Here is a 25508-nt window from a genome sequence, read left to right on the forward strand (position 1 = left end):
TCCGCCGGGGGCCTCCGACCGTCCGCCGGGGCTTCCGGCGGACCGGCTTCCGGCCCGCCGACCCACCAGCCCCACCGGCCGGACCGACCGCCGCACCGACCCGCCGAGCTGCCGAGCCGACCCGCCCGGACCACGCTGCCGGCCCCCTGGAGGACGCGTGACCGCCGACGGCCCGGACGGGGTGCCGCCGCTGCACCTGCCGAGGCGGACCCGGCTGCTGCTCTACGGCGCGTTCCTGCTGCTGGTCGCCGCCGTGGTGGCCGCCCTGGCCATCGGCCCGGGGACCACCCTGGCCCCGCTGCTCGCGGTGGCCCCGGTGCTGGCCGGGGCCACCACCCGGCGGGCCCGGGTGCCGCTGCTGGTCGGCGCGGCAGCGTTGCTCTCCGTCGGGCTCCTCGAGTCGGCCAACGCGCAGCTGCCGCTCTCCGTCCGGATCAGCGTGCCGGTCACCGTCCTGACCTCGACCCTGGCCAGCGCCGCCAGCGTCGTCCTGGTCGCGGCCCGCGAGCGGGAGCTGTTCCAGGTCAGGACGGTCGCCGAGGCCGCGCAGCGGGCCCTGCTGCGCCCGCCGCCGGAGCGGATCGGGCCGCTGCGGCTGGCGGTGCGGTACGTGGCGGCGGCCGCCGAGGCCAGGATCGGCGGGGACCTGTACGCCGTGGTGGAGACCCGGTTCGGGGTGCGCATCCTGCTGGGGGACGTCCAGGGGCACGGGCTCCCCGCGGTGGAGACGGCGGCGGACGTCCTCGGAGTGTTCCGGGAGGCCGCCCGGACCGAGCCCGACCCCGGGCGGCTCGCCGAGCGACTGGACGCGGCGCTCGCCGCCCGGCAGTCCGAGGAGGGGCGGTTCGCCACCGCGCTGCTGCTCGACGTGGCGCCGGACCGGGGGCCGGTGCGGCTGGTGAACTGCGGCCACCCGTCCCCGCTGCTGCGCCGGGCCGGCCGGGTGAGCGAGCTGGAGCCCCCGTTCCCGGCGCCGCCGCTGGGACTGCTCGGGCTCACCGACGACACGTACCCGGCCCGGCGGTTCGACCCGGAGCCGGGCGACCTGCTGCTCCTGCACACCGACGGCGTGTCGGAGGCCAGGGATCCCGGGGGCGGCTTCTACCCGATCGTGGAACGGCTGCCCGGCCTGCACGGCGGCACCCCGGCGGACCTGCTGGACGCCGTGCTGACGGACGTCCGCGGCTGGGTCGGGGACGCCGGGCCGGCCGACGACGCGGCGGTGCTGGCGATCCGCTGGGAGCCCTGACCGGGCCCCCGGCGACGGCCCGGACGGACGGACAGTGTCAGTGGTGTGTGCAAGGCTCGGTTCGCGGTCGGCGGGGAGTCCGCCGCCGGACGGCCGACGATCGACGAGACGAGGGGACAGCGCCATGGGGAGCAGGGCAAGCGGGTCGTTCGAGCTGACGGCGTTCGAGCCGGTGGAGACGGAGGAGCTGGAGGGCGCGGCCTTCGGCCGGGTCCGGATCGCCAAGGTCTTCACGGGCGGGCTGAGCGGGACGGGCGAGGTGCGGATGCTCTCCGTCGCGGGCCCCTCCGACGGTCCGGCCTCCTACGTCGCGGTGGAGCACGTGACGGGTGAACTGGACGGGCACAAGGGCTCGTTCGTGTTCCAGCACACGGCCTGGGACACCACCGGCACGACGATACGCGTGGTGCCGGGCACGGGCGCGGGCGAGCTGGCCGGGATCACCGGGGAGCTCCACCTGACCGTCGACGAGTCCGGCGCCCACACCTACGTCCTGGAGTACGAGCTGGGCTGACGGCCCATCGGCCGGCGCGTCCGGTCTCCTCCACGCCCGGTCGGGTCCGCGTCCGGCCACCTCGGCGTCCGGCCACCCCCACGCCCTCGACCAGCGCGCCGCGGCCGCCGAGCGCTCGGCAACGCTGCCACGATGATGCGATCAGTACACGATCGGCATCGGAGGGTGGCACATGCCCAGCACGGCGGTGGATCGTACGGCGGCAGTGATCGCGCACGCGGAGACCCGCGCGAGGACGACCCCTGCCACGGTCGGGCAGGTGGTCGGCCGGCTGCGGGAGATCGGGGCGGGGCTGCCCCCGGCCGACGGGGTGGCGGTCTTCAACCGGCTCTACCTCACCGTGACGGAGGCGGTCCGCGACCGGCTGGGCCGCCGGTACTTCGCCGACCCGCCGGCGGTGGCCGAGCTGGACGTGGTGTTCGCCGGACGGTACCTGCGGGCGGTGGCCGCGGACGCGGCCGGACGGCGGCCACCGGTCTGCTGGCGGCCGCTGTTCGCGCTGCGCGCCCACCCGGGGGTGCACCCGCTCCAGTTCGCGCTGGCCGGGATGAACGCCCACATCCAGCACGACCTGCCGCTCGCCGTCGTGGCCACCTGCCGGCGCCGGCACTGCGAGCCGGCCGACATCGAGGAGGACTACCACCGGATCAACGGGGTGCTGGCCGAGGTGGAGACGGCCGTCCGGGAACAGCTGATGCCCGGGCCCGACCTGCTGGAGCACGCCGAGCCGCTCACCCACCTGCTCGGCGCCTGGTCGGTCGGGGCCGCCCGCGAGGGTGCCTGGGGCGCCGTCGAGGCGCTGTGGGAGCTGCGGCACCTCCCGGGCGCCGCCCGGGCCTTCGCCACCGCGCTGGACGGCTCGGTCGGGCTGCTCGGCCGCGCCCTGCTGCTCCCGCTCGGCTCCCCGCTCCCGCCCGGGCCGGACGACAAGCACGGCGACCGGCTCGGCGACGGGCATGACACCAGCGGGTACGACGGACGGCGCGACGACGGACGGCGCGACCGGCCGGCCGCCCGGCTCCCCGAAGCGAGGGACCGGACGGCCGACCGGACCGACGGCGCCGCCGCGGCAGCGACAGCGGGCGATCAGGCCCAGCTGGAGTGCAGCGGCTTGCCCTCGGCGTAGCCGGCCGCGCTCTGGACGCCCACGATCGCCTTCTCGTGGAATTCCTCCAGGCTGCCCGCACCCGCGTAGGTGCAGGAGCTGCGGACACCCGCGATGATCGAGTCGACCAGGTCCTCGACGCCCGGGCGGGCCGGGTCGAGGAACATCCGGGAGTGCGAGATGCCCTCCTCGAACAGCGCCTTGCGGGCCCGGTCGTACGAGGAGTCCTGGGCGGTGCGGTTGCTGACCGCACGGGCCGAGGCCATGCCGAAGCTCTCCTTGTACTGGCGGCCGTCGGCCGCGGTCCTGAGGTCGCCCGGGGACTCGTAGGTCCCGGCGAACCAGGAGCCGATCATCACGTTGGAGGCGCCGGCGGCCAGCGCCATCGCGACGTCGCGCGGGTGGCGCACGCCGCCGTCGGCCCAGACGTGCTTGCCGAGCCGGCGCGCCTCGGCGGCGCACTCCAGGACGGCGGAGAACTGCGGCCGGCCGACGCCGGTCATCATCCGGGTGGTGCACATGGCGCCCGGGCCGACCCCGACCTTGAGGATGTCGGCACCGGCCTCGACCAGGTCGCGGACACCGACGGCGGAGACCACGTTGCCGGCCACGATCGGGACCCGCGGGTCCAGCCCGCGCACCGCGCGCAGCGCCTTGATCATGGACTCCTGGTGGCCGTGCGCGGTGTCCACCACCAGCACGTCGGCGCCGGCCTCGATCAGCGCCCCGGCCTTGCCCGCCACGTCGCCGTTGATGCCGACGGTGGCGGCGATCCGCAGCTTGCCGGCCGCGTCCACGGCCGGGGTGTACAGGGTGGCGCGCAGCGCGCCCTTGCGGGTGAGGATGCCGACCAGCCGGCCGTCGCCGTCCACCACCGGGGCGAGCTTGCGGTGCGCCTCGGTGAGCTTCTCGAAGGCGGCCCGCGGGTCGACGTCCTCGTCCAGCACCAGCAGCTCGCGGGACATGACGTCGGCCAGGCTGGTGAAGCGGTCCACGCCCTGGCAGTCGGACTCGGTGACCACGCCGACCGGCCTGCCGTCCTCGACCACCACGAGGGCGCCGTGCGCGCGCTTGGGCAGCAGCGAGAGCGCCTCGGCCACGGTGGCGCCGGGGGCGAGCGTGATCGGGGTGTCGAAGACCAGGTGGCGCTGCTTCACCCAGGAGACGACCTCGGCGATGACCTCGGTGGGGATGTCCTGCGGGATGGCGACCAGGCCGCCGCGGCGGGCGATGGTCTCGGCCATCCGGCGGCCGGCGATGGCGGTCATGTTGGCCACGACCAGCGGGATGGTGGTGCCGGTGCCGTCGTTCGAGGAGAGGTCGACGCCCTGCCGGGAGCCCACGGCGGAACGGCTGGGGACCATGAAGACGTCGTCGTACGTCAGATCGTACGAAGGCTTGAGGTCGTTCAGGAAGCGCATGAAGAAGGGCTCTCTGGCTGGGGGATACACCTCGGGTGCGGTTGCGGCGAAGCCGCCGGGGCGCACTCGGGCGCCCGGCACCCAGCGTTCGATTCTCCGTGAGGTCGGGGGGCAAAAGCCAGTTCGAGGGGCATTGCTGGGGCTGTGCACAAACGGTGATCAATGCTCCGCGCGTAGACATGGAGGATCATCCAAAGACCCCCTCCGACGTCCGGCTTTCGCCTCGGTCCGGACCGCTCCCGTAGCATTCACGCGGTAACGGGCACGGCTTCACGCGGTAACGGGCGTGGCGAACGGGAAGCGGCAGCAGGCGTGAGCATCGGGCAGACGGACATCCAGCAGGGCCAGGGCGAGGACACCGAGGAGGAGATCGACTACGGTCCCGGCCTCGACCCCGAGCGGCTGAAGCTCTGCCTGGAGGTGATCGCCGAGCTCGACGAGCTGCACGTCGACCACCCGGACGCGATCACCGTCCGCCAGGCCGTCGGCGGCATATTCCGGACCCTCAAGCAGCGCCGCCGCCAGGAGACCCGGGCCCGCAAGACCGCCAACGACCGCGAGGTCACCGCCCGCACCGCCACCGGTGCGCCCACCCGGATCGACGACGAGACGGCCGGGGCCTTCGGCCTGACCACCGTCACCACCACCGAGATCGCCGGCGTCCTGGAGCGTCCGCGCTCCTGCTACACCTGCAAGCAGCGGTACGTCGAGGTCGACGCGTTCTACCACAACCTCTGCCAGAACTGCGCCGTCAAGAACCGCACCCACCGGGACGCCCGCGCCGACCTCACCGGCAAGCGCGCGCTGCTCACCGGCGGCCGGGCCAAGATCGGGATGTACATCGCGCTGATGCTGCTGCGCGACGGCGCCCACACCACCATCACCACCCGTTTCCCCAACGACGCGATCCGCCGCTTCACCGCGATGCCGGACAGCGCCCAGTGGATCCACCGCCTCAAGATCGTCGGCATCGACCTGCGCGACCCGGCCCAGGTGATGGCGCTGGCCGACGAGGTCGCCGCCGACGGCCCGCTGGACATCCTGATCAACAACGCCGCGCAGACCGTGCGCCGCCCGCCGGAGTCCTACCGCGAGCTGGTCAACGCCGAGTCCGCGCCGCTGCCGGCCGGCGAGCTGCCGCAGTCCACCACCATCGGCCGCTTCGGCAGCGGCAGCGTCGACCTGCCCGCCCTCCCCCACCAGTCGGCCGGCGACGAGCAGCGGATCACCGCCGAGGACGTCACCTCGCTCGCCCTGGTCACCGGCTCCGCCACGCCCGCCCGGATCGCGGCCGGCACCGCGATCGACGCCGGCGGCCTGGTGCCCGACCTCGCGGACACCAACAGCTGGGTGCAGACCGTCAGCGAGGTCGGCCCGATGGAGCTGCTGGAGGTCCAGCTCTGCAACTCCACCGCGCCGTTCATCCTGATCAGCCGGCTGCGCCCGGCGATGGCCGCCTCCACGTCCCGCCGCAAGTACGTGGTCAACGTCTCCGCGATGGAGGGCGTGTTCTCGCGCGGCTACAAGGGCGCCGGCCACCCGCACACCAACATGGCCAAGGCCGCGCTCAACATGCTCACCCGCACCAGCGCGCAGGAGATGTTCCAGTCCGACGGCATCCTGATGACCGCCGTCGACACCGGCTGGATCACCGACGAGCGCCCGCACCCGGACAAGATGCGGCTCGCCGACGAGGGCTTCCACGCCCCGCTCGACCTGGTCGACGGCGCGGCCCGGGTGTACGACCCGATCGTGCGCGGCGAGGCGGGCGAGGACCTGTACGGCGTCTTCCTCAAGGACTACGAGCGTTCGAACTGGTAACGGGCTGAAGGAGATGGCGAGTTGAGCACAGCACCGACCGCACCGCTGCTCGGCGCGGGGATCATCGTGCCCACCGGCGACGGCCGGGTCCTGGTCGGCCGCCGGATCACCGCCGGCGAGCCGCCCACCTGGAGCCTGCCCGGCGGCAAGGTCGACCTCGGCGAGTCCTTCGAGCGGACCGCGGCCCGCGAACTCGCCGAGGAGACCGGCATCGTGCTGCCCGCCGAGCTGATGCGGGTGCTCGCCGTCCACCTCGACCACGAGCTCGGCCGGCCCCGGCTGACCGCCGCCGTGCTGGCCCCGCCGAGCCTGGCCGAGGCCGTGGTCACCGAGCCGCACGCCTGCGCCGGCTGGGAGCGCTTCCCGGTGGACGCGCTGCCGGAGCCGATGTTCTACCCGTCCGCGCTGGTGCTCGGCAGCTGGCTGCCGGGGCTGGACGTGCTGCGGACGGACGGGACGCACGGCTACCCCGTCGCCCGCTGACGGCGGACGACGGGGCCGGCTCCCGACGGGCGCTCAGCCGTTGCGGGCCGCCTTCGGCCCGGTGATCCGCCTCAGCAGCGGCAGCGTCGAGACGATGATCCCGAGCGAGGCGGCCGGCCCGAAGGCCGTCCCCGCGCAGGGCGGGGCTCTCGCCGAAGACGGGGGCGACGTGGTCGCGCTTGAGAGGGACCTCGGCCCCGCGCGGCACAGGTGGGGGGGTGGCCCCACGACCACCCCCCGCCCCGTACCTCGGCCCGGCACCCCCACGGTCGAACCGGGCCACGGCCGCGCCCAGGCACGGGGGCGCCGCCGGTTCCCAGCCTGCCCCCGACGGGCGGTGGCTGCCGAGGGCCGAACGTCCCGGCCGCGGGGCCGAGCGGCCCTGGCGGTCCTCCGACCGCGCACGACTCTTGTGCGGGAGGGGCCGCCGGGTGGACATTGGGGGCGGAACCGCCCTGCGCCTCCGCACCCCTGAGGAGTCCTCACCGTGTCCAGCACACCCCGCCCGGCCCGGCCCGCGTCGCTCCCGCGGCGCACCGGCCGAAGGCTGCGGCGGGCCCTCGGTGCCCGGCACGAACCGCTCGCCCGCCCGGTCGACCGCGCCCGGGCCAGGGCCTGGCTGTCCGCCGTGCTCGGCGCGGTGCTCGCCGTCGCCCTCGCCGCGGGCGGCGCCCTGCTCCTCTACCGCTCCACCGCGCCCCAGGCCGCCACCGACCGGGTACGGCTGCACCGGGTGGACGCGGTGGTCCGCAGCACCCCGGACAGCGCGGCCCTCGCGACCAGCCGCTTCGCCGGCGGCTACAGCACCCGGATCGACGTCGACGCCGCCTGGACCACCCCCGACGGCACCCAGCACCTGGGCACCGTCCAGGCCCCGCGTTCCACCGTCACCGGCAGTCACATCCTCATCTGGGTCGACCCGGACGGTGACGTCTCCGCTCCCCCGGCCGACCGGGCCGCCCTCGCCGTCTCCGCCGCCTGCACCGGCGCCGGCGCCCTCTTCACCGCGCTCGCCCTGCTCGCCCTCGCTCTGCGTCTGCGCCTGCACGCTCTCGACCGCCGCGCCCAGGCCGCCTGGACGGCCGACTGGGCCCGCCTCGAACCCCTCTGGAGCGGCCGCGCCGGCCACCGCCACGAGGACTGAGCCAGGACCTGTCGTCAGACTCCCGGCGACGCTCCCCAGCCTCAGCCGGGGCCCCTGTCTCCGCCTTGCGATGCGCCTGCCCCAACGCCCGACACCGCGCCGGCCGCCGCCGCGAGGACTGAGCGGGCCCGGGACACCGGAATCCTGCGGGCACCACGACGGAACCGCGGCGGGGCGCCGCCTCCCGGCCCCGTCAGCGCGGCCGGGTCCAGGCCGGGGCGGGGACGGCGGATCCGGCGGCGCGGTGGGTGAGGGCGGCGACGGCGAGGAGCAGCGCGAGGGTCAGGGCGAGGGCGACGGGGACGTCGGCGTGAAGGACGAGGAGGGCGCCGACGAGGGCTCCGGCGAACATCCAGACCGCGGAGGCGAGGCGACGGGGGCCGGTGCGGTCGGCGGCGAGGGCGGTGATGGTCATGGTGAGCACGGTGGTGGTGAGATCGGGCACCTTCAGCGCCCGGACCACCGCGTTCTGACCGCCCATCGCGAAGCCGAGCAGCCCGATCAGGGTGTAACGGGCCGGGTCGGAGACGTGGCCGGCCACGGCCGCCAGCACGGTGGCCGCCGCGACCAGGGCCGACTGGACGGCGACCGCGGCGGTCAGCAGGTGCCCGCGGTGGCCGGGCAGTCGGCGGGCCAGGTGGCCGCCCGCCAGGGCGCCGAGCAGGAAGGCGGCGAGGGCGGCCAGCGAGGCGGTGGCGGAGAGGTTGGCCGCGCCGGCCAGGGCGAAGCCGAGGAACACCACGTTGCCGGTCATGTTGGCGACGAAGACGTGGCCGAGTTCGAGGTAGCTGACCGCGTCCACCACTCCGGTGACCACGGTCAGCACCAGCAGCATCGGCACCAGCGGCCCGTGCTCGGGATCGGGGGTGGACATCGGCCCTCCAGGCGGCTCGCGGAACGGTTCGGGCGGGGTCTCGGGCGGGGTCTCGGGCGGGGTCTCGGGCGGGGTCTCGGGCGGGGTCTCGGGCGGGGTCTCGGGCGGGGTCTCGGGCGGGGTCTCGGGCGACGGCATCCCGCCGCTCCGCGCCGTCAGGCGAGCGCCGGGCTGCCGCCGTCGTCCTCCGATTCGTCCTCCAGGTGCCAGTGCAGGTCGCGCACGCCCGGCTCCAACGACAGCCTGGTGACGACCTGTTCGAGCGCCGGGGCGACCTGCCCGGTGATCGCGACGGTGGCCCGCAGGCTGGTGGCGTCGCCCTGGTCGGTGCGGCGGGCGCGCAGACCGGTCGGGGCGAGCCCGGAGGCGGCGAGGGCCTGGAGCAGCAGGGCCCGGATGTGGCTCTCGGCCTTGCGGTCGCACTCCAGGTGGACGGTGGCGCGGCTGGTGGAGTCCGGGTCGCTGCCGGACTGCGGGGCCCGGTCGAGCAGCCGGCCGGCCGGGCGCAGCACCAGGTGGACGACGAGCACGGCGAGCGTGCCGAGGACGGCGAACTCCAGCTTGCCGGAGGCGGCCAGCACCCCGACCGCGGCCGAACACCACAGCGTGGCCGCGGTGTTGAGGCCGCGCACCCCGGCGCCGTCGCGCAGGATGACGCCACCGCCGAGGAATCCGATGCCGGAGACGACGTACGAGGCGACCCGGGTGGGGCTGGCCGCGTCGCCGACGGCCTCGCTGTACAGCACGAACAGGGTGGCGCCCGCCGCGACCAGGGCGTTGGTGCGCAGGCCGGCCATCCGGGCCCGCCACTGGCGCTCGACGCCGATCAGCGCGCCGCAGGCCACGCCGGTGGCGAGCCGGACCAGGAAGTCTACGGTGGTCAGGGTGTGCACGACGGCACCTCCTTCACGGGAGGAGGGGTACGGACGGTGACGCGCGGCCGGTGGTCCCACCCGGCCCGGACGACCTCGATGATGGCCACCGCCGTCGCGACCGGCGGGGAGGCGCGCAGGGCGCCGGCCGGCCCGTGCGGCCGCGCGACGACATGACGTGACGCCAGGCGGCCTGGCGGTGCGGGGCCGAGGGTCCGCCCCCGCTCCGCTCCGCGACCCGGCGTGCGCGCGGGGCGCCCACCCGGTTCCGCGAGCCGTCCCGAGCATAGACCGCCCCCGAACGGCCCGGACCGGGTTGGCTCCCTTTCCTCGACAGCTTTGTAGAAGTTTGACCGAACCGGCCACTCCCCCGCCCGCCGGCCACTCCCCCGCCCACCGGGAACCATCCCGGCTTGCGTCACGTCCTCCGGCATATATAGTTCACCGACATATGCAGTTGAGCAGCTCACGAGGGGGAAGTGTGTCCCACGCCGATCCGACCCGGCCCGCGCCCGTCCTGCGCCTGGCCAACGTCACCCGGGTGCACGGACGGGGCGCCGCCGAGGTGCACGCCCTGCGCGGCATCGACCTGGCCGTCCACCCGGGCGAGTTCGTCGCCGTCATGGGCCCGTCCGGCTCCGGGAAGTCCACCCTGCTGACCCTGGCCGGCGGACTGGACCAGCCCAGCGACGGCGAGGTCCTGGTGGAGGGCGTCGCACTCGGCGGCCTCGGCCGCGGCAAGCTCGCCGACCTGCGGCGGCGCTCGATCGGGTACGTCTTCCAGGACTACAACCTGATCCCGGCGCTCACCGCCGCCGAGAACATCGCCCTGCCCCGCGAACTCGACGGCGTCCCGGGCCGCCGGGCCCGCCGGGAGGCGGTGGCCGCGCTGGAGGAGCTGGGCATCGGCGAACTCGCCGACCGCTTCCCCGACGACATGTCCGGCGGCCAGCAGCAGCGCGTCGCGATCGCCCGCGCGCTGATCGGCGAGCGCCGGCTGGTGCTCGCCGACGAGCCGACCGGCGCCCTCGACTCGGCCACCGGCGAGGCCGTGCTCGCCGTGCTGCGCGCCCGCTGCGACGCGGGGGCCGCCGCGATGATGGTCACCCACGAGGCGGCGCACGCCAGTTGGGCGGACCGGGTGGTCCACCTGCGGGACGGCGCGGTCGCCTCGGAGAGCCGTGGCCGGCGTTCCTCCGCCTACCCGGCGGGTGCGCAGCTGTCCGGCGTGGCCGGCGAGGTGGCGCAGTGAGGCTCGGAGCCTGGCGGGTCACCCTGCGGATCGCCCGCCGCGACGCACTGCGGGCCAAGGGCCGCAGCGCGCTGATCGCCGCCATGATCGCGCTGCCCGTCCTCGGCGTCACCGGCGCCGACGTGGTCCACCGCAGCGGACAGCTCACCCCGGCCGAACGGGTGGAGCGGGTGGTGGGCGGCGCGGACGCCCTGGTCACCTCGCTCGATCCGGGCCAGCTCGTCGAGCAGGCCCCGATCGCCCAGGACGGCGCCTTCTCCGTCCAGGCCCGCCCGGGCGAGCAGCCGACGGCCGAGCAGCAGAAGGGCGCGAGCACCGACCCGGCCACCCTGATCGGTTCGCTGCTGCCGCCCGGCAGCGTGCTCACCCCCGCCAGGCCCGGCCCGGAGGCCGGCGCGACCTCGCCCGAGGGCCTGGTCCGCACCCTCACCACCGAGGCCGACCTCGGCGACCCGATCTGGCGCGGCCGGCTCGACCTGGTCGAGGGCCGCGCCCCGAGCGCCCCGCACGAAGTGGCCGTCACCCGGGCCTTCCTGGACCGCTCCGGGCTCAGGCCCGGCACCGCCACCACCCTCCAGGGCCTGGAACGCACCACCTACACCATCACCGGTGTGGTGGAGCACCCGAGCGAACTCGGCCGGGTCGAACTCGTCGCCAGGCCGGGCGAGTTGCTCGACCCGCTGGCCGCCGCCCTGGCCGCCGGCGGGCCCGCCGCGGAGAAGGGCCCGGCCGGACGGTCCGCCTGGCTGGTCCGGCTGCCGGCCGGGGCCACCCTCGACTGGGCCGCGGTCCAGCGGTTCAACGCCCACGGCTACACCCTCACCGCACGCTCGGTGGCGCTCGCCCCGCCGCCGGAGCAGGCCGTCCCCTACTACCGCGACTCGTACCGCTACAGCGACCCGACGGCCGCCAACAACACCAAGATGGTCGTCGCCACCGTCACCGGCATGGCACTGCTGGAGATCGCCCTGCTCGCCGGGCCGGCCTTCGCGGTCGGCGCCCGCCGCTCGCGCCGTCAGCTCGCCCTGCTCGGCGCGGCCGGCGGCAGCCGCACCCACGTCGGTGCGGTGGTGCTCGGCGGCGGCGTGGTCCTCGGCCTGACCGGGGCGTTGGCCGGCGTGGTGCTCGGCACCGCGGTGGTCGTCGCGCTGCGGCCGAGGATCGAGCAGTTCGGCGGCGTGCGCTTCGGGCACCTCGCGATGCCCCCGCTGGAGCTGGCCGCGATCGCCGGGATCGGCGTGTTCACCGCGCTGCTCGCGGCCGCGCTGCCCGCCGTGCAGGCCGCCCGCCGCAGCGTCACCGCCGGGCTCACCGGCCGGGACACCGTCCGCGGGCCCAGCCGCTGGGTCACCGTGGGCGGGGCGGTCCTGGTCGCCGTCGGCGGCGTGCTCGCGATGTACGGAGCGGGCGCGATGCAGCATGACCGGCCCGTCGCCGGCGGCTACGACACCCGGACGCTCACCGTGCTCGGCGGCTCGGTGGTCGCCGAGTTCGGCCTGCTGCTCTGCACCCCGATGCTGATCGCCCTGATCGGCCGGGCCGCCGGCCGGCTGCCGCTCGGGCCCAGGCTCGCGCTGCGCGACTCCGCCCGGCACCGCTCGCGCACCGCTCCCGCGGTGGCCGCGGTGATGGCCGCGGTGGCCGGCGCGGTCGCCATCGGCGTGTACACCACCAGCACCGACGCCGAGAACCGGCGCGACTACCGGCCGCAGGCGCCGTACGGAGCCGTCCAGCTCACCAGCCACGCCGACGGGCCCCGGCTCGCCGAGGAGCGCGCCGAGCTGGAGAAGCAGCTGACCGGGCTCGGCCCGCGCGGCGACCTCGGGCAGGTGATCTACCGCTTCTGCGACAACTGCTCCAGCACCGTCCAGCTCAAGGGCCCGGTGGAGCGGCGCGGCCTCGGCGCCCCGCCGCACCTGGCCTCGGGCGACGCGACCGTGCTGCGCAACCTGTTCGCCATCCACGACCCGGCCGTCGAACAGGCGCTGGCCGCCGGGAAGCTGCTGGTCTTCGACCGGGCCCTGGTGGGGGCCGACGGGAAGGCCGTGATGGTCCTGCGCGGCGGCGGCGGCGCCCCGCTGCAGCCGGGCGAGGTGCCCAAGCCTGACGTCCAGGAGGTCCCGGTCGACGCGGTGCTGGTGGACAACCCGACCGCCGCGGACTTCGCCCAGGGCCTGGTGCTGCCCGCCGCCCTGCCCCGGCTCGGGCTCTCCTCCCAGTCGACCGGCTCGGTCTGGCTGCCCGCCACCCCGCCCGACCGCAAGGCGCAGCAGCGCGCCGCGGCCGCCGCCGTCCAGCTGGACCGCTTCGCCATGCTCGACGTGGAGCGCGGGTACCAGCCGAAGAGCGACGCGCTCACCCTGGCGCTCACCGGCTTCGCCGCGCTGGTGGTGCTCGGCGCGGCCGGGATCGCCACCGGCCTGGCGGCCGCCGACTCCCGGCAGGACCAGGCCACCCTGGCCGCGGTCGGCGCTCCGCCGCGGATCCGGCGGACCATGGCGGGCCTCCAGTGCACGCTGATCGCCCTGCTGGGCGCGCTGCTCGGGGCGGTCAACGGGTTCGTGCCGGCGGTGGGGCTGCTGAAGTCCCGGTCGAGCGGGTTCGGGGCCAAGCCGGCGCTGATCACCGCGCCCTGGGGCGAGCTGCTGCTGATCGTGCTGCTGCTGCCGGTGGTCGCGGGGCTGCTCGCGGCGCTGTTCACCCGGTCCCGCATCCCGCTCGGGCGACGGCTGTCCTGACCGGCGGAGGCCGCCCGCGCCCGGGGCGCCACACGGGCACTCGGAAGGACACCCGTACGAGTGCCCGGTGCCGGCCCCGGACACGGCTTGGACACTCGCCGCCCACCGGATGACACCGCTTGGGCACCACCCGGGCACCATCCGGAACACGCCGGGCGCCCGCCCCCTTCACCCGGGGGCGGGTGCCCGGCGCTCGCCGTACCATGGGCCGCGGTCCGGCGACGAAGGGCGCCGGTGGTCGGTTCGGCGAGGGAGACCAGGGCGGTGCTACGGGGATTCGGCGATCTGGAAGCCGAGATCATGGACCGGTTCTGGGCCTGGGGCCGGCCCGCCACCGTCCGCCAGGTCGTGGACGACCTCCGGCGCGAGCGGGCCGTCGCGTACACCACCGTCACCACGGTCGCCGACATCCTGCACACCAAGGGCTGGCTGCGCCGGGACAAGGTCGGCCGCGCCTGGATGTACGAACCGACCTGCACCCGCGAGGAGTACACCGCACGGCTGATGCACCAGGCACTGGAGACCAGCCAGGACCGGGCGGGCGCGCTGCTCCACTTCGTCGACCGGATCAGCGGGGACGAGGCCTCGGCCCTGCTCGCCGCCCTAGCCCAGCCGAGGTCCACGGAAGCGCGGTGACCCTCACGCCGCTCCCCCGGACACCCCGGCGGGCCCGTCGGCGAACGGTGCCGACGGGCCGACCCTGGAGGGTCCGTGAGATTTGCCGGTACCTTGACCCGCGCGGTTGAACCCACGTGGTCGACCCGCGCGGTCGACCCAGGCGGACCCGCGCGACCGGCGTGGCCCCGCTACCGGTGCCGCAGGTACGCCCCCGCCGTCTCGCGCAGGCGGTCGTGCAGCCCGTCGTAGGCGCGGGCCCGGCCGAGCAGGTTCTTCGGCAGCTTGGCGACCATCGTGTAGTTGGTGTCGCAGACGTTCGCCGCCGGGGCCAGCCCGGCCTGGCTGACCAGCTGGTAGGCGTCGAGCTGGTCCAGGCCGAGCAGTTCGCCGGTCCAGCCGACCAGGTCGTGCTGGCTGATCCGGAACGCGTCCTCCAGCGGGCGGGCCGAGCCGGTGCTGATCAGGAAGTCGTCGTTCTCCAGCCGGGGCCAGGCCGGGCCGCCGCCCTTGACCAGGTCGACGATCACGGTGGTGCGCATCGCCGCCTCCACCGCCGTGCCGCACACCTCGCCCTCGCCCTGGCGGGCGTGGCCGTCACCGATGGCGATCAGGCCGCCCTCGACGTTGACCCCGAAGTAGGCGGTGGTGCCCGCCCGCATCTCGGGGGTGTCCAGGTTGCCGCCGTGGGCGCCCGGGGTGATCGAGGCCAGCACCTCGCCGGCCGCCGGGGCGACGCCGACCGTGCCGTGCATCGGGTCGAGCGGCAGGTCCACCGTGAACTCGCTGTTGCGGGCCCGGAACCGGCAGGTGCCGGCCTTGACGTCCAGGTCGTAGAGCCAGACCCGCTCCTCCAGCGGCGCGTGCAGCATCGCGGTGCTGTGGGTCGCGGTCAGCGCGCCGAAGTGCGGGAAGGTGCTGGAGATCCCGTAGTCCCTGGCCGGGGTGATCTCCACGAAGTGCACGGCGACGACGTCCCCCGGCTCGGCGCCCGCCACCGCGATCGGGCCGGTGACCGGGTTGAGGTACGGGAAGACGCACACCTGGCTGGGCAGGTCGCCGGTGCCGCGCACCTTGCCGCCGAAGCAGTCCTCGGTGGTCAGCTCGATGACGGTGCCGGGCTGGACGGTGACCAGCGGGGCGCGGCCGCCGAACGTGTAGGAGTAGTCCTCCGGAGTCGGGGACAGCGTGACGGTCTCGGGCAGGCTCACTTCTTCTCCTGAGCGGTGGTGGTGGCGTTCGTGGCGGCGGCGGTGCCGGTGCCGGTTCCGGTGCCGACGGCGGTGCCGGTGCCGGATTCGGCCCCGATCGCGGACTCGGCCTCGACGACCGCCAGTCGGGGCTTGCGGCCGGTCACCATCAGCCCGGTGAGCACGATCCCGCCGACGAGCAGCCAGACGAAGCCGAGCCGCTGGGCCGCGATGTCGGCGTTGACGACCACGTACCCGAGGATCGCGAAGCCGAGCACCGGGGCGATCAGGTGCCGCCAGTAGTCCTTGCTCCGCTGACGGATCAGGTAGTGGACGACCACCGCGACGTGGAGCACCAGGAAGGTGGTCAGCGCGCCGAAGTTGACCAGGGTGCTGAGCAGCGCGATGCCGTCCTCGCGGGAGGCCATGTAGAGGCCGAGCACCAGCGAGACCCCGGCGACCAGCAGGGTCGCGTTGACCGGCACCCGGCGGGTGGGGTGGATCCGGGCCAGGAAGGAGGGCAGCTGGCGGTCGCGGGCCATCGCGTACAGCAGCCGGGAGGTGGCCGCCTGGGCGACCAGCGAGTTGGCGAACCCCCAGGCCACGGCGGTGGAGGCGGCGGTCAGCGTGGCGAGCCAGGCGCCACCGGCCGTACGGGCCGTGTCGTAGAAGGCGACGCCGTCCGGATCGCCGTCCCTGAGCAGCGCGTCGGGGTCGGCGACCAGCAGCGAGGCGACCCAGGTCTGCACGATGAACAGTGTGCCCGCCAGCAGCAGCGCGGCGACCATGGACCGGCCGATGGCCTTGGTGGAGTCCCGGTTCTCCTCCGAGAGGGTGGAGATGCCGTCGAAACCCAGGAAGCTGAGCACCGCGATCGAGACCGCGCCGAAGGCCAGGCTCCACGAGAAGGTGTCCGGGTTGTACAGCGGCGTGAAGTCGAAGCCGCGGCCCTTGCCGTTGATCAGGGCGACGATGCCGATCGCCACGAACAGGGCCAGCACCACCAGTTCGCCGATCAGCATCGCCTTGTTGACCTTGTTGGTGGTCTCGATGCCGAGGTAGTTGACCACGGTGTTGAGCAGCACGAAGCCGATCAGCCAGAGCCAGACCGGGATGGACGGCACCAGCGAGTGCATCGCGACGCCGGCGATCAGGTAGAGCAGTCCGGGCACCAGCACGTAGTCGAGCAGGATCATCCAGCCGGACAGGAAGCCCACCGGGGGCGCGATGCCGCGGCCCGCGTAGGTGCAGACCGAGCCGGCCATCGGGAAGGCCCTGGACATCTGGGCGTAGGACAGGGCGGTGAACATCATCGCCACCATGCCGAGGACGTAGGCCAGGGCGACCATGCCCCCGGAGCCCTGGAAGACGCCGCCGAAGATGCCGAACGGTGCGATCGGCACCATGAACACCAGCCCGTAGACGAGCAGGTCGGTGAAGCTGAGCGAACGGCGCAGTTCCTGCTGGTAGCCGTAGCTCTCGATGCCCTTGGGCGCGGGTGTGTCGGCCATGGTGCTCTCTCTCCGTGACGACCCTCAGGGGTGTGTGGGGAGACTGTAGAGGCAACTATTTCCAGATGGAAGGGCTTTGTCCCGGCATTCCACCTGGCGAGAAGGCGGTCACGCGGGGTTACCGCGACAGGACGGCGAAGCCGAGGCCCTCGGCCCTGGCCAGGTGGATCGGCGCCCGGACCGCGCCCTCCCGGTGCAGCAGCCGGCCCGCGGCGGCCAGCAGGCCGTCCGGGGCCAGCGACCCGAGGGCCGCCAGGCCGGCGAGCAGGTGGAGGCCCTCGTACAGGCCCACCGCGTAGGCGTCCAGGACCGGCGCCCACGGCCCGCACAGGGCCCGGTGCCGCTCGGCGAGGCTCTGCCGGCGCTCCTCGGCCAGCGTCGCGAAGGAGGGCATCGCGGCGTACAGCGTCCCGGTGTCGTCGCCACCGAGGGCGAGCAGGCCGTTCTCCTCCAGCGCGCCGGAGAGCCGGACCAGCTTCCGGTCCAGTCCGCTGCGCCGCAGCGCCCGGTTGAAGTCCACCAGGTCGCGCCCGATCAGGCTGAGCAGCAGGGCGTCCGCGCGGGCGGCGCGCAGCGCGTCCAGCAGCGGTTCGAGCTCCACCCTGACCGACCCGAACGGGATCCGCCGCTCCAGCACCACCCGGGCACCGGCCCGGGCGGCGAGCCCCTCGGCCGCCCGGTGGACGGAGCGCGGCCAGATGTAGTCGTTGCCGATCAGCGCCCACCGCGCGATCCGATGACGGATCGTCAGATCGCTTATGGAGAAGCCGAGTTGGCGAGCCGGGTCGATGCCGGTGCAGAGCACGCCGGGCAGCCGGGTGCCGCCCTCGTGCGGCGGGGTGTAGACGTACGCGACGCGGCCGGCGGCGACGGTCTCGACCGCCCGGTGGACGTCGCTGGTGTGGCAGCCGGCGAGCGCGTCCAGCGCCCCGGCGTCCAGCAGCCTCCGCACCTCGGCGGCGACCGGGTCGGGAGCGCCGCCGCCGTCCACCAGGACCAGCTCCAGGGGCCGGCCGAGGACACCGCCGCCCGCGTTGACCTCGTGCGCGGCGAGCAGCGCGCCGTCCAGGGCGGACGGGCCGGTGAGCCCGAGCGGGCCGGACTGCGGCACGACGAGGCCCACCCGAAACGCCGCCTGCTCCCGTACGGAGTGCAGCGCATCGAGCGGATCGATCAGCCTGACCTCGACGTTCACAGTGCGAGTATCGTCGTACTGCCGAGATCGGGAAAGGCCGGAAGGGGACGGGTCCGATGATCGCAACTGGTGCCGCACCGGGGGTCGACGGCCGCCCCGGCGAACCCGCCGGCCGGTCCGCCGACGGCCCCACGGGCGTGTCCACGGGCCCGTCCACGGACGACCCGGCGAGCCGCCCCGCCGACCCGGCCGACCGTCACTCCGCCCCGGAGCCGCTGCTGGTCGAGCTGGTCACCCTGGCCCAGCGCAGGCTCTCCGGCAGTCTCGCCGCCGCGCTGGCCGAGGAGGACTGCACCGTCGACCAGTGGCGGCTGCTGCGCGCCCTCGCGGACGGCCGGGGACACGCGATGGGCGAGCTGGCCCAGGCCCTGCTGATCCCGCACGCCAGCCTGAGCCGGCTGGTGGACTCGCTGGCCGACGCCGGCTGGGTCTACCGGCGCCAGGACGACCAGGACCGCCGCCGGATCACCGCCCACCTCTCCCGGCAGGGCCGCATCAGGCTGACCCGCCTCGACGCCCTCGCCGCCGCCCACGACGCCGCCGTCCGCCGGGCCTGCGGCCTCACCGACCCGGCCGGCCTGCTGCGGCGGCTGGCCGCACCCTGACGGGCCCGCACCCCGGCCGGCGCCCCCACGACGACGGTGGCCCGCCCCCGCCGGAGCGGGAACGGGCCACCGTCGAGGCGCGCGCTCAGGCCGGACGGACGGCACCCTTGTAGGGCATCACCGAGATCGGCAGGACCTCGATGTTCTTGCCCGTGCGCGGGGCGTGGATCATCTTGCCGTCGCCGATGTACAGACCGACGTGGTGCAGGTCGTCGTAGAAGAAGACCAGGTCACCGGGCTGGAGGTTGGCACGGTCGATGTGCGGGCCGTCCTTCCACTGCTCCTCGGACGTCCGGGAGATCGTGACGCCGGCCGCGCGGTAGGCCTGGCTGGTGAGGCCGGAGCAGTCGAAGGTGGCCGGGCCGTTCTTGCCCCAGCCGTAGGGCTTGCCGAGCTGGGCCTGGGCGAAGCCGATGATGCTCGCGGCCCGGCCGCTCGCCGGCGGCACCGGGGCGTTCATGTCCGGGCGCTCGGAGGAGCGGGAGGCGCGGTCCTTGGCGGCGGCGGTGGCGGCCTGCTGGGCCTCGGCCTTGGCCTTCTCGGCGCTCTGCTGGGCGTTGATCTTGGCGCGGTCCTCGGCGCTCAGCTTGTTCAGCATCGCCTGGGCCTGGGCCAGCTTGGTCTGGATGTCCTTCTTCTGCTCCGCCAGCTGCGTGCCCACCGAGTCGAGCGCGGCCAGGGTGGCGGTGGCCTCGGCGCGGTCCTGGTCGAGCTTGCGCTGCTCGTCCTGGGCCTGCTTGAGCAGGTTCGCCTGGGAGTCGGAGACCTGGTTCTGCACCGCGGCGCGCTCCAGGTAGGCGGACGGGTCGGAGTCGAGCATCAGCTGGACCGACGCGTCTATGCCGTTGGTGCGGTACTGGTCGGCGGCGACCGCGCCGAGCCGGGTCCGCAGCTCGTTCATCGCCTCCTGGCCGCGGGCGACCTTCTCCTGGATCTGGCTGGCCTCGCCCTGGAGCTTCTGCTGCTTCGCCTGGAAGCCGTTGTGGCGCTCGATCGCCTGCTCGGCATCCTCGTTGAGCTGGTCGACCTGCTCCTTGACGGAGGCGAGGGTCGGGGAGGGCTCGGCGTGGGCGGTACCGGAGGCGAGGACCGCGCCGCCGGCCGCCATGGCCGTGGTGAGCACCGCCATGCGGGCCCGGCTCGGGGGGCTGGGCTTGCGACGCTTTCCCATGGCGGTCGCTCTCCTTACGGGGGGTCTGGGGACGGCTCGAACGGGGCCGGAGACGGCACGGACGGGGCCGGTGGACAGCTCGGACGGGGCCGAGGAACGGCGAAGGCGGGCAGGACGAGCAACGGGGGGGTGCTGCCCCGCCCACCTTCTTCGAAGTAACTTAATAGATGAGGGGCAGGGTTCCGCAATCCCCCTGATCATGACGGATCCGGAACATGACGGGACATCGAACGCGGTCCGTGCCATCGGGGTTGACATCGGACGCCGTCCACCGCCGCGGCCGCCCGGAGGAGACCCGCGCCGCCCTTCCGACCACCCGTCACGGCCTCCCCTCCCGCCCCCGGTACCACGCTCCTCGGCACCCCTCCCCGCCTCCTCCCGTCCCTGGTCCCACCTGCCCCGACACCCACTCCCGCCCCAGGTGCCACACGCCTCGGCGCCCGCTGGCACTCCCCGGCCCGAGGAGTGCTCGAAATCCGCCGAACAGAGGGAAAGGTCACACGGGATTCCCCTCCTGCGGCCCTGCGAACGAGCGCTAACCTGCGCACATGAAGGTCCCGCCCGAAAGGCTCCCCCTCGCCGCCGAGTTCCCGGCCGCGCACCGAGAGCAGTGGCAGCAGCTCGTCCAGGGCGTGCTGCGCAAGTCCGGTGCCCAGCCCGAGGACGGCCCCGCCGCCGAGCAGGCGCTCACCACCCGGCTCCAGGACGGGCTGAGCGCACGCCCCCTGTACACCGCCGAGGACACCGCCGCGGCCCCGGGCTACCCGGGCTTCCCACCGTTCGTGCGCGGCGGCCGGCCGCAGGGCTCGGCCGTGGCCGGGTGGGACGTACGCCAGCGGCACGCCGACCCGGACCGCCGGCGCACCAACGAGGCGGTCCTGACCGACCTGGAGCACGGTGTGAGCTCGCTCTGGCTGGAGCTGGGCGAGGCGGGCCTCCCGCTGGACGCGCTGCCCGAGGCGCTGGCCGGGGTGTACCTGGACCTGGCCGCCGTGGCGCTCGACGCCGGACCCGAATTCACCGACGCCGCCGAGCAGTTGTTCAGGCTGTACGAGGAGCGCGAGGTCTCCCCCGGCGCCGCCTCCGGCAACCTCGGCGCCGACCCGCTCGGCCTCCAGGCCCGTACCGGCGAGGCCGCCCGCACCGGGGCGCTGCTCGCCGAGGCCACCGCGCTGGCCGCCCGCTGCGCGGCCGGCTACCCCGGCCTGCGGGCGCTCACGGTGGACACCCTGCCCTACCACGAGGCCGGCGCCTCCCCCGCCCAGGAACTCGGCTGCTCGCTGGCCACCGGCGTCGCCTACCTGCGCGCGCTGACCGCCGCCGGGCTCCCGGTGGACGCCGCGCTCGGCCAGCTGGAGTTCCGCTACGCCGCGGACGCCGACCAGTTCCTCACCATCGCCAAGTTCCGTGCCGCGCGCCGCCTCTGGGCCCGCGTCGCCGAGGTCTCGGGGGCCGGCGCGGACGCCTCCGCGCAGCGCCAGCACGCCGTCACCTCCCGGGTGATGATGACCGCCCGCGACCCGTGGGTGAACATGCTGCGCACCACGGTCGCCTGCCTGGCCGCCGGGGTCGGCGGCGCCGACTCCGTCACCGTCCTGCCCTTCGACAGCGCGCTCGGCCTGCCGGACGCCTTCGCCCGCCGGGTCGCCCGCAACACCCAGACGATCCTGCTGGAGGAGTCCCACCTGGCCCGGGTGATCGACCCGGCCGGCGGCTCCTGGTACGTCGAGCAGCTGAGCGAGGAGCTGGCCCGGGCCGCCTGGGCCTGGTTCCAGGAGATCGAGCGGGCCGGCGGCCAGCACGCCGCGCTCTCCGCGGGGCTGGTCGAGGAGCGGATCGCCGCGACCTGGGCCGAGCGCTCCGTGCGGCTCGCCAAGCGGCGCGAACCGGTCACCGGCGTCAGCGAGTTCCCGCACCTGGACGAGCAGCCGCTGGTCCGCGAGCCGGCCCCGGCGGCCCCGGGCGGCGGCCTGCCGCAGGTGCGCCGCGCCGAGGCCTACGAGGCGCTGCGGGACCGCTCGGACGCCCATGCCGCCCTGCACGGCGCCCGTCCGACCCTCTTCCTCGCCTCGATCGGCTCCGCGTCCGCCCACACCGCGCGCACCACCTTCGCCGCCAACCTGTTCCAGGCGGGCGGCATCGCGACGGTCTCCGCCGAGTCCGTCGACCCGGCGGCCTTCGCCGAGGCGTTCACCGCCTCCGGCGCGACCGTCGCCTGCCTCTGCTCCAGCGACGCGCTGTACGCCGAGCACGCCTCGTCCGTCGCCGAGGCCCTGAAGGCGGCCGGCGCCGGCACCGTGCTGCTGGCCGGACGCCTCGGCGAACTCCCGTCCGGAGTGGACGAGTTCATCTTCGCGGGGGGCGACGCCGTCGCCGTCCTCACCTCCCTGCTGGACCAGATCGGAGCCGCTCGATGATCCCCGACTTCACCGGAATCGGGCTGGACGGCGGCGGCGGCGCCGACGTCACGGACGACCAGTGGCGGGCCGCCTGGCGCCAGTCCACCGGCAAGGACGTCGACGAGCTGCTCTGGGACACCCCCGAGGGCATCGGCGTCAAGCCGCTGTACACCGGCGACGACCTGGCCGGGCTCGACTTCCTGGAGACCTACCCGGGCATCGCCCCGTACCTGCGCGGGCCGTACCCGACCATGTACGTCAACCAGCCCTGGACGGTCCGCCAGTACGCGGGCTTCTCCACCGCCGAGGAGTCCAACGCCTTCTACCGCCGCAACCTGGCGGCCGGCCAGAAGGGCCTCTCGGTCGCCTTCGACCTGCCGACCCACCGCGGCTACGACAGCGACCACCCGCGCGTCACCGGCGACGTCGGCATGGCGGGTGTCGCCATCGACTCGATCTACGACATGCGCCAGCTGTTCGACGGCATCCCGCTGGACAAGATGTCCGTGTCGATGACCATGAACGGCGCCGTGCTGCCGATCCTCGCCCTGTACATCGTCGCGGCCGAGGAGCAGGGCGTGCCGCCCGAGAAGCTCGCGGGGACCATCCAGAACGACATCCTCAAGGAGTTCATGGTCCGCAACACCTACATCTACCCGCCGCAGCCGTCGATGCGGATCATCTCGGACATCTTCGCGTACACCTCGCAGAAGATGCCCCGGTACAACTCGATCTCCATCTCCGGCTACCACATCCAGGAGGCCGGTGCGACGGCCGACCTGGAGCTCGCCTACACCCTCGCCGACGGGGTGGAGTACCTGCGCGCGGGTCTGGACGTGGGGCTGGACGTGGACGCCTTCGCGCCGCGGCTGTCGTTCTTCTGGGCGATCGGCATGAACTTCTTCATGGAGGTCGCCAAGCTGCGCGCGGCCCGGCTGCTGTGGGCCAGACTGGTCAGGCAGTTCGACCCGAAGAACCCCAAGTCCCTCTCGCTGCGCACCCATTCGCAGACCTCGGGCTGGTCGCTCACCGCCCAGGACGTGTTCAACAACGTGACGCGCACCTGCGTCGAGGCGATGGCGGCGACCCAGGGCCACACCCAGTCGCTGCACACCAACGCCCTCGACGAGGCGCTCGCCCTGCCCACCGACTTCTCCGCCCGCATCGCCCGCAACACCCAGCTGCTGCTCCAGCAGGAGTCGGGCACCTGCCGGTCGATCGACCCGTGGGGCGGCTCCGCGTACGTCGAGAAGCTGACGCACGACCTGGCCGCCAGGGCCTGGGAGCACATCCAGGAGGTCGAGGCGGCCGGCGGCATGGCCAAGGCCATCGACGCCGGCATCCCCAAGCTGCGCGTCGAGGAGGCCGCCGCCCGCACCCAGGCGCGGATCGACTCCGGCCGCCAGCCGGTGATCGGCGTCAACAAGTTCCGGGTGGAGAGCGACGAGCAGATCGAGGTGCTCAAGGTCGACAACTCCTCGGTGCGCGCCCGCCAGATCGAGAAGCTTCGCCGGCTGCGCGAGGAGCGCGACGAGACCGTCGTCCAGGACGCCCTGAACGCGCTGACCCGGGCCGCCGAGGCCGGTCCGCAGCGCGGCGGTTCGCTGGACGGCAACCTGCTGCACCTGGCCGTCGGCGCGGCCCGGGCCAAGGCCACCGTCGGCGAGATCTCGGACGCCCTGGAGAAGGTGTACGGCCGCCACTCCGGCCAGATCCGTACCATCTCGGGTGTGTACCGAGACGAAGCGGGGCCGTCGGCCTCCCTCCAGCGCACCCGCGACCTGGTCGAGCGGTTCGAGCGGGCCGAGGGCCGCCGTCCGCGCATCCTGGTCGCCAAGATGGGCCAGGACGGCCACGACCGCGGCCAGAAGGTGATCGCCACCGCCTTCGCCGACCTCGGCTTCACCGTGGACGTCGGCCCGCTGTTCCAGACCCCGGCCGAGGTCGCCCGCCAGGCCGTCGAGGCGGACGTCCACATCGTCGGCGTCTCCTCGCTGGCCGCCGGGCACCTGACCCTGGTGCCGGCGCTGCGCGCCGAACTCGCCGAGGCGGGGCGGGAGGACATCACCATCGTGGTCGGCGGGGTCATCCCGCCGCAGGACTTCGACGCCCTGTACGAGGCGGGCGCGGCGGCGGTCTTCCCGCCCGGCACGGTCATCCCGGACGCGGCGTACGACCTGTTGAAGTCACTGGCGGCCGACCTCGGCCACGAGCTGTGATCGCCTGATCGGATGCCTCCGCGGACGATCGACCTCGACAGCTACGTGACGGGTGTACTGGACGGCTCGCGCGCCTGGATCGCGCGCGCCGTCACGCTCGTCGAGTCCTCCCGGCCCGACCACCGCGCGCTGGCCCAGCAGTTGCTCCGGCGGCTGCTGCCGCACGCGGGCGGCGCGGTCCGGGTGGGCATCACGGGGGTGCCCGGTGTCGGCAAGTCGACCTTCATCGACTCCTTCGGCACCATGCTGACCGACCAGGGCCACCGTGTCGCCGTCCTCGCCGTCGACCCGACGTCGAGCCGGACGGGCGGCTCCATCCTGGGCGACAAGACCCGGATGGAGCGGCTGGCGGTGGATCCCGCCGCCTTCGTCCGGCCCTCCCCCACCTCGGGGACACTGGGCGGGGTCGCCAAGGCCACCCGGGAGTCCATGGTGGTGATGGAGGCGGCCGGGTACGACGTGGTGCTCATCGAGACGGTGGGCGTGGGCCAGTCGGAGACGGCCGTCGCCGGGATGGTGGACACCTTCCTGCTGCTCAGCCTGGCACGGACCGGCGACCAGTTGCAGGGCATCAAGAAGGGCGTCCTGGAGCTCGCGGACGTCATCGCCGTCAACAAGGCGGACGGCCCGCACGAGCGGGACGCCAAGGCGGCGGCACGTGAACTCGCGGGCGCGCTGCGGCTGTTGCAGGCACCCGATGCCGCGTGGACGCCGCCGGTGCTGACCTGCAGCGGCCTCGACGGCGCGGGACTGGACGTGCTGTGGGAGCGGTTGCAGCAGCACCGCAAGGTGCTGGACGCGACGGGCGCCCTGGCCGCCAAGCGGCGGGACCAGCAGGTCGAGTGGACCTGGGCGATGGTGCACGACCAGCTGTACGCGCGGTTGCACGAGAACCCGGAAGTACGGCGGCTGGCACCCGAGTTGGAGACCCAGGTCCGGGCCGGCACCCTCCCGGCCGGGCTGGCCGCCCAGCAGATCCTGGACGCCTTCTTCGGCTGACCGAGAGCCTGCGGTTCGAGCGCCGTGCCCCACACGAGTAGGGGGCACGGCGCTTCGCATACCCCGGGGCGGCAATCGCCCGAACGGATGACGCCAAGTCGATACGGGTACACCAGAGCGGAGAACCGAGG

Annotated in this window: 20 protein-coding genes; 13 read left to right on the top strand and 7 right to left on the bottom strand. The window is 74.4% G+C overall.

The window, feature by feature from the left end; all coding sequences use genetic code 11:
• The first annotated feature begins 157 nt into the window (after positions 1-157).
• The 3 genes from ACIQOW_RS35685 to ACIQOW_RS35695 all read left to right on the top strand — a co-directional run bounded on the left by ACIQOW_RS35685 (position 158) and on the right by ACIQOW_RS35695 (position 2889).
• A complete protein-coding gene (locus tag ACIQOW_RS35685; RefSeq protein WP_401092013.1) occupies positions 158-1249 on the top strand; it encodes a PP2C family protein-serine/threonine phosphatase in 1092 nt (363 codons plus the stop codon).
• 124 nt (positions 1250-1373) lie between these two features.
• Complete coding sequence (locus tag ACIQOW_RS35690; protein ID WP_401092014.1) at positions 1374-1763, top strand: DUF3224 domain-containing protein; 390 nt, start codon at positions 1374-1376, stop codon at positions 1761-1763.
• Between the two features lie 172 nt (positions 1764-1935).
• Positions 1936-2889, top strand: coding sequence for a DUF5995 family protein (locus ACIQOW_RS35695; protein WP_401092015.1), 954 nt, complete (start codon positions 1936-1938; stop codon positions 2887-2889).
• Here ACIQOW_RS35695 and ACIQOW_RS35700 read toward each other — a convergent pair.
• Positions 2850-4289: a GuaB1 family IMP dehydrogenase-related protein gene (locus ACIQOW_RS35700; protein ID WP_401092016.1), complete on the bottom strand. Its 1440-nt coding sequence runs from the start codon at positions 4287-4289 to the stop codon at positions 2850-2852. The genes ACIQOW_RS35695 and ACIQOW_RS35700 overlap by 40 nt on opposite strands.
• Positions 4290-4607: 318 nt before the next feature.
• On the opposite strand from ACIQOW_RS35700, the gene ACIQOW_RS35705 reads away from it, so the two are divergent.
• The 3 genes from ACIQOW_RS35705 (at position 4608) to ACIQOW_RS35715 (ending at position 7737) form a co-directional block, all read left to right on the top strand.
• A complete protein-coding gene (locus ACIQOW_RS35705) occupies positions 4608-6110 on the top strand; it encodes an SDR family NAD(P)-dependent oxidoreductase (protein ID WP_401092064.1) in 1503 nt (500 codons plus the stop codon).
• A gap of 21 nt (positions 6111-6131) precedes the next feature.
• Positions 6132-6593, top strand: coding sequence for an NUDIX hydrolase (locus ACIQOW_RS35710; protein ID WP_401092017.1), 462 nt, complete (start codon positions 6132-6134; stop codon positions 6591-6593).
• 487 nt (positions 6594-7080) lie between these two features.
• Positions 7081-7737 carry a hypothetical protein gene (locus tag ACIQOW_RS35715; protein ID WP_401092018.1) on the top strand — a complete coding sequence of 219 codons (657 nt, stop codon included), beginning with the start codon at positions 7081-7083 and terminating at the stop codon, positions 7735-7737.
• Between the two features lie 193 nt (positions 7738-7930).
• On the opposite strand, the gene ACIQOW_RS35720 is transcribed toward ACIQOW_RS35715, so the two are convergent.
• Entirely contained in the window at positions 7931-8611 is a 681-nt protein-coding gene (locus ACIQOW_RS35720) for a YoaK family protein (RefSeq protein ID WP_401092065.1), read from the bottom strand.
• Positions 8612-8766: 155 nt separating this feature from the next.
• Positions 8767-9504: an MgtC/SapB family protein gene (locus tag ACIQOW_RS35725; protein ID WP_401092019.1), complete on the bottom strand. Its 738-nt coding sequence runs from the start codon at positions 9502-9504 to the stop codon at positions 8767-8769.
• Positions 9505-9934: 430 nt separating this feature from the next.
• Here ACIQOW_RS35725 and ACIQOW_RS35730 point away from each other — a divergent pair, with 430 nt between their 5' ends.
• From ACIQOW_RS35730 to ACIQOW_RS35740, 3 genes are all read left to right on the top strand, one after another.
• The gene (locus ACIQOW_RS35730) at positions 9935-10735 is read left to right on the top strand and encodes an ABC transporter ATP-binding protein (protein WP_401092020.1); all 801 of its coding nucleotides are present in this window, start codon (positions 9935-9937) and stop codon (positions 10733-10735) included.
• A complete protein-coding gene (locus ACIQOW_RS35735) occupies positions 10732-13473 on the top strand; it encodes an FtsX-like permease family protein (RefSeq protein WP_401092021.1) in 2742 nt (913 codons plus the stop codon). Before ACIQOW_RS35730 ends, ACIQOW_RS35735 begins: the two co-directional genes overlap by 4 nt.
• A gap of 264 nt (positions 13474-13737) precedes the next feature.
• Positions 13738-14109 carry a BlaI/MecI/CopY family transcriptional regulator gene (locus ACIQOW_RS35740; protein ID WP_401092022.1) on the top strand — a complete coding sequence of 124 codons (372 nt, stop codon included), beginning with the start codon at positions 13738-13740 and terminating at the stop codon, positions 14107-14109.
• 170 nt (positions 14110-14279) lie between these two features.
• Here ACIQOW_RS35740 and ACIQOW_RS35745 read toward each other — a convergent pair whose 3' ends face one another.
• The 3 genes from ACIQOW_RS35745 to ACIQOW_RS35755 all read right to left on the bottom strand — a co-directional run bounded on the left by ACIQOW_RS35745 (position 14280) and on the right by ACIQOW_RS35755 (position 17984).
• The gene (locus ACIQOW_RS35745) at positions 14280-15299 is read right to left on the bottom strand and encodes an acetamidase/formamidase family protein (protein WP_401092023.1); all 1020 of its coding nucleotides are present in this window, start codon (positions 15297-15299) and stop codon (positions 14280-14282) included.
• Positions 15296-16789, bottom strand: coding sequence for an APC family permease (locus ACIQOW_RS35750; RefSeq protein ID WP_401092024.1), 1494 nt, complete (start codon positions 16787-16789; stop codon positions 15296-15298). The genes ACIQOW_RS35745 and ACIQOW_RS35750 overlap by 4 nt, the downstream gene beginning before the upstream one ends.
• Positions 16790-16907: 118 nt before the next feature.
• On the bottom strand, positions 16908-17984 hold the full coding sequence (locus tag ACIQOW_RS35755; protein ID WP_401092025.1) for an ABC transporter substrate-binding protein: 1077 nt from the start codon (positions 17982-17984) through the stop codon (positions 16908-16910).
• A gap of 56 nt (positions 17985-18040) precedes the next feature.
• Here ACIQOW_RS35755 and ACIQOW_RS35760 point away from each other — a divergent pair, with 56 nt between their 5' ends.
• The gene (locus ACIQOW_RS35760) at positions 18041-18589 is read left to right on the top strand and encodes a MarR family winged helix-turn-helix transcriptional regulator (protein ID WP_401092026.1); all 549 of its coding nucleotides are present in this window, start codon (positions 18041-18043) and stop codon (positions 18587-18589) included.
• Between the two features lie 85 nt (positions 18590-18674).
• Here ACIQOW_RS35760 and ACIQOW_RS35765 read toward each other — a convergent pair whose 3' ends face one another.
• The gene (locus ACIQOW_RS35765; protein ID WP_401092027.1) at positions 18675-19760 is read right to left on the bottom strand and encodes an NlpC/P60 family protein; all 1086 of its coding nucleotides are present in this window, start codon (positions 19758-19760) and stop codon (positions 18675-18677) included.
• Between the two features lie 548 nt (positions 19761-20308).
• Here ACIQOW_RS35765 and ACIQOW_RS35770 point away from each other — a divergent pair.
• The 3 genes from ACIQOW_RS35770 to meaB are packed head-to-tail and all read left to right on the top strand — an operon-like array spanning position 20309 to position 25377.
• On the top strand, positions 20309-22177 hold the full coding sequence (locus ACIQOW_RS35770; protein ID WP_401092028.1) for a methylmalonyl-CoA mutase family protein: 1869 nt from the start codon (positions 20309-20311) through the stop codon (positions 22175-22177).
• Positions 22174-24378, top strand: a complete 2205-nt coding sequence (gene scpA, locus ACIQOW_RS35775) for a methylmalonyl-CoA mutase (RefSeq protein ID WP_401092029.1) — start codon at positions 22174-22176, stop codon at positions 24376-24378. The genes ACIQOW_RS35770 and scpA overlap by 4 nt, the downstream gene beginning before the upstream one ends.
• A 12-nt stretch (positions 24379-24390) precedes the next feature.
• Positions 24391-25377 carry a methylmalonyl Co-A mutase-associated GTPase MeaB gene (gene meaB / locus ACIQOW_RS35780; RefSeq protein ID WP_401092030.1) on the top strand — a complete coding sequence of 329 codons (987 nt, stop codon included), beginning with the start codon at positions 24391-24393 and terminating at the stop codon, positions 25375-25377.
• The last annotated feature ends 131 nt before the right edge of the window (positions 25378-25508 follow it).

Source organism: Kitasatospora sp. NPDC091335 (assembly GCF_044757205.1).
Taxonomy (GTDB): Bacteria; Actinomycetota; Actinomycetes; order Streptomycetales; family Streptomycetaceae; genus Kitasatospora.